The sequence below is a fragment of the Clostridium sp. CX1 genome, from assembly GCF_025398335.1.
GTDB lineage: Bacteria > Bacillota > Clostridia > Clostridiales > Clostridiaceae > Clostridium_AM > Clostridium_AM tanneri.
Window position 1 is genome coordinate 1 of record NZ_JAODOO010000038.1, and the last position, 4,248, is coordinate 4,248.

The 4,248-nt window shown below is 32.1% G+C and carries 6 protein-coding genes; all 6 read right to left on the reverse strand.

The window, feature by feature from the left end:
• Window positions 1-200 precede the first annotated feature (200 nt).
• The 6 genes from N4T77_RS19865 to N4T77_RS19890 all read right to left on the reverse strand — a co-directional run bounded on the left by N4T77_RS19865 (window position 201) and on the right by N4T77_RS19890 (window position 3,987).
• Entirely contained in the window at window positions 201-353 is a 153-nt protein-coding gene (locus N4T77_RS19865; protein WP_261673600.1) for an acylphosphatase, read from the reverse strand.
• A gap of 51 nt (window positions 354-404) precedes the next feature.
• Window positions 405-656, reverse strand: a complete 252-nt coding sequence (locus N4T77_RS19870) for a hypothetical protein (protein ID WP_261673601.1) — start codon at window positions 654-656, stop codon at window positions 405-407.
• 13 nt (window positions 657-669) lie between these two features.
• A complete protein-coding gene (locus N4T77_RS19875; RefSeq protein ID WP_261673602.1) occupies window positions 670-1,095 on the reverse strand; it encodes a cytochrome b5 domain-containing protein in 426 nt (141 codons plus the stop codon).
• 164 nt (window positions 1,096-1,259) lie between these two features.
• The gene (locus N4T77_RS19880) at window positions 1,260-1,712 is read right to left on the reverse strand and encodes a hydrogenase maturation protease (RefSeq protein ID WP_261673603.1); all 453 of its coding nucleotides are present in this window, start codon (window positions 1,710-1,712) and stop codon (window positions 1,260-1,262) included.
• On the reverse strand, window positions 1,709-3,103 hold the full coding sequence (locus N4T77_RS19885) for a nickel-dependent hydrogenase large subunit (protein WP_261673604.1): 1,395 nt from the start codon (window positions 3,101-3,103) through the stop codon (window positions 1,709-1,711). The genes N4T77_RS19880 and N4T77_RS19885 overlap by 4 nt, the downstream gene beginning before the upstream one ends.
• Before the next feature lie 8 nt (window positions 3,104-3,111).
• Window positions 3,112-3,987, reverse strand: a complete 876-nt coding sequence (locus tag N4T77_RS19890) for a hydrogenase small subunit (RefSeq protein WP_396125176.1) — start codon at window positions 3,985-3,987, stop codon at window positions 3,112-3,114.
• Between the last annotated feature and the right edge of the window lie 261 nt (window positions 3,988-4,248).

Here is a 4,248-nt window from a genome sequence, read left to right on the forward strand (position 1 = left end):
GTTTTGATATTAAATTTTTTGCTTATTTGCCGCTCATTAAGCGACGAATGTTATCTTATCATTTTTTACTTTATAGGTTATAAGGCTAATATTAAATTATTTAAGATTAACTTGATATCCCTTAACATTCCTCACCTATACTATATGTTAGCTATGTAGACACACCAGACTCAGTTTCTATGCATAAATTTATCAAATTATTAATGTATAACAATTATTTCTCCTGCATTGCTAACCCACCTTTTTATATTAAACTCCTTTGCCTTTTTATAAATAAAAGGACTAAAGCCCACTCCCTGTATGATACCATATATCTTCAAGGAGTATGCTTTATAGCCCTGGTTCTTCCTCATCTTCATTCCTGTAATTTCATAGTGCTTTCCATCTTTCAGCAGTTATGTTTCTTATTTCTCTCCTTCTATACTATGAAGAATTGCAACTTGACTATCTAGCTGATCTTTTTCCACTATAATATTGGTCCATTCCCCCACTAAACTTTTATTACATTCACGAAGATGTTCATATAAATTAGAAGAGTTTAAATGACTATTTTCATCTACAATTATTGATAATCTTCCAATCCTTTTTATATTATGATTTCTACAAAGCTCCTGTAAGGAAGTGGATATTTTATTTAAAAGTATAGTATCATGCATTTTTAATTCCTCCTCATATTTTTAATCTTCCTACTTTAACAAGATTATTTATAATTTCTGCATTGGCTTTATGGCAACCTGCAAATTCCGAAGTTAAATCTTTCCCTGAATATAATCCAAAATGAGTGCCTCCCCCCCATGCACTATTAAGGCTTACATCATATACCACCCCATTAATAGCAACATAGGCAGGTTTTCCTCCAGCGCCGCTATATTTCGCTAATTCCTCTAATGTAAACTCCCGTTGTCTGCTTAAGTTTATTTCTTCATGCTCTGTCCTACGTTTTTTTTCTAATAACTCCTTTAACCTTCTCTTTTCAATATTCATTAGGTTTATAAAATGCTTTTTTCTATATTGACATAGACTGAAAATAGCCATATATCTGTAGTAACATATCTTTCGCTGAACAATTTTAACTGCTTCAAAATGCTTATACATATCTTTCCCCACTATTCACTTTCTCGAAAGAATATCCCCCAATTTATTCTAAAAATAAATGGGGGTATCTTATTTATTAAAACTTATGCTTATTTTCATGTATTTAGAACTACATAGCATGACATTTTACTATTTCAGCATTAACAAATCTTAATATTTATTAATTATAGATACTTTGATATTAAATAGTTGATAGTTTCTTCAACTTCTCTAGAAACATTCTTAAGCTTACTGTCTAAAACTTTACTAAGCCCTAGCTTGAAACTTATACTATTAATCTGTATTCCAATAACAAACCCCTTCAAATTTGTAAAATACAAGTGCAGTAAATCTAGTAACTGGTAACTATGCTGGGTATATCCCTTTTTAAAAGGGTTATATCTATCTATATCATAAGTATTTATTTGTCCTGCAGTGCCACCATAAGAAGCTGCATCTATAATTAGAAGCAAATCCTCATCATTTATCATAGATATACAATAATTAAAGTCTGTCTCACCAACTATAACCTCTATATTTTTCTCTTCTAAATCTGCCCTTATGTTTTCTATTACAGCAATGGCTATACCATCGTCTTCCATCAATGTATTTCCTATAGCTATAACCTTAATACTCATACTAATATCTCTATTTCTATTGGTTCTTGTCCATCACCTATTACATGTGTAGCACAGGATATACAAGGATCGAAGGATCTTATAATCCTACCTGCCTCTACAGGCTGTTTTATATCATTAATTTTTGATCCAATTAGAGACTTCTCTCCCACTCCTGGTGTGCCATTATCATCTTTAGGAGATAGATTCCAAGCTGTAGGTGTAATAATATCATAGTATTTTATAACTTTATTCTTTATCTCTATCCAATGACCTAGTGAGCCCCTTATTGTATCTGTGATTCCCATTCCAAAGGCACTATCCGGAATTTCGTAAATCTGCTGATTTGAAACCTTAAGTTGTACTCTTTCTGTTAAATTACTCACTATTTCTAATATTTTCTTTGTTTCAAGCACTCTAGCTATATTTCTATCCATACAGGAGTTTCCCCTGGTATAATAACCAGAAATCATCATCCTTGCTAATGGGCCAACCTCCATTGGCAGTCCATTATAGCGAGGTGCTTTTATAAAACTATAGCCGTCGGGTTTTTTTATATTTGCTTCTTCCCCTGTCTTCTCTCTACTGTACCATGAGTATTTTATATGCTCTGTAATTTCTCCTGTATCAAGAGGATACTTTTTATCTGATATACTAATACCAGGTTGAACATAACTTATCTCTAAATCGGAAGGATATTTATCAAAAAGCCCGTAACTCATAAAATTAGGGTAAGATATACCTTTTTCGAAGTAATCGGGATAATACTTTGAAATTATATCTACATCCTCTAGCATATTATTGTCTACAAATTCCTTTATTTCAGCTATTATTGACTTCACCTTTTCTAACTTATAGGAATCCATATTAACTGTAACCCCACCTACAAAAATTCCATGTACATGAGGAGCCTTTCCTCCTAACACTGCTAGCCCTTCATGAGCTAATCTGCTATATTTTATAGCTTTATTATAGTGTTCTGCCATTCTTTTATTTAGGCTATCGGGCATTCTAAAATCCGTATATTCCTGAGAATACAGAGGTTTTATATCTGGCATCTTAGCATAGCTTGGTACTGTAAAAAAATAAAACTGTCTTAAATGATTTTGTAAAAAATCAAAGCCATGCATTATATCACGAAGATATAAATCATTTACAGCTACATTAATATTTAGTGCATCTTCGAGAGCCCTAGTAGAGGCTGTTCCATGAGCTATAGAACATATTCCGCATATTCTCTCAGTAAAATAGACTGCATCTAAAGGAGATCTTCCCTTTAGCATCTTTTCAAAGCCTCTATATAGAAGTCCACTAGTTTCTGCTTTTGTTATTATGCTTTCTTCTACTTCTATTTTTATATCTAAAAATCCACTTATCCTTGTAACAGGATCAATTCTAATAATCTTTCCCATATCTCCTCCTAATATCTTACAAAAGGTTCCATACCATCCGGAAAATATTTTTGTGCACAACCAATACAATTGGTATTGTCCTCTACTGGCCAGTTTACATATCCATTCCATTGTCTTCTTGGACAATCAGTTTTCGTAACAGGTCCTCTACATCCAAGCTTAAACATACAACCTTCTTCTCCAAATTTTTTTGCAAATATACCTTTATCAAAAAATCCTCTTCTAGTGCATCTATCATGAATAGTAACTCCGTAAAAAAGCAAAGGTCTGTTATCATTATCCAATTCAGGCAAACCACGAGATACCAGATGTGCTATTGTCCCAACTACCCAATCAGGATGACAAGGGCAACCTGGAAGATTTATAACAGGAGAACTTAAAATTTCCTGAACTCTTTTGCTTCCAGAAGGATTAGGTTTTGCTGCAGAAATCCCCCCATAAGAAGCGCAGGTACCTACTGCTAAAACATACTTTGCTTTTTCTCCTGCCATTTTAACTGCATCAAGTGCCGTAATCCACTTTCCTTTATAATTTGCAATAATATTGTAAAGACCATTTTCTTTAGTAGATACAGCTCCATCTACTAAAAGTATAAATTCGGTATTCAAAGTGTTTAAAAATTGCTCAAAGGCAGCTTCTCCTTCTGATACCATAAGCATGTTATCGTAGGTCAAATTTATTAAGTTAGTTAAAATATAATTTAAGGACGGATTTTCGCTATTTAAGAATGAGATTGTATTTCCTGAGCATCCTGTAACTTCAAGCCATATAGCATTTAACTTTTTTACTTTCCTATCGTTAATCAGTTCTATAGTTTTTTCCACAAGCTTTTTAGATGTAATTCTCTTTGCTTCATTTAAATCACATTGAAAATTTATAGACAACTTAATTCCTCCTAATTAAAGGTCATTTCATATATATTCAAAAATACATCAATCTATTCGATGGTTAATCCTAAAAGCTTCACATTTAATATTAGCTCATATTTGTCTTATAATTTCCTGTAGTTTTATACGAATAAACTTTTTTTAAACAATAGTTGACAAAATACTACACCTTGTTTATAATATATAACTGTGCCCAATAATTATAAGCAAAGCTTAAACATTAAAGGGCATTTAAACTTAATAATTTCAGTATCTTAT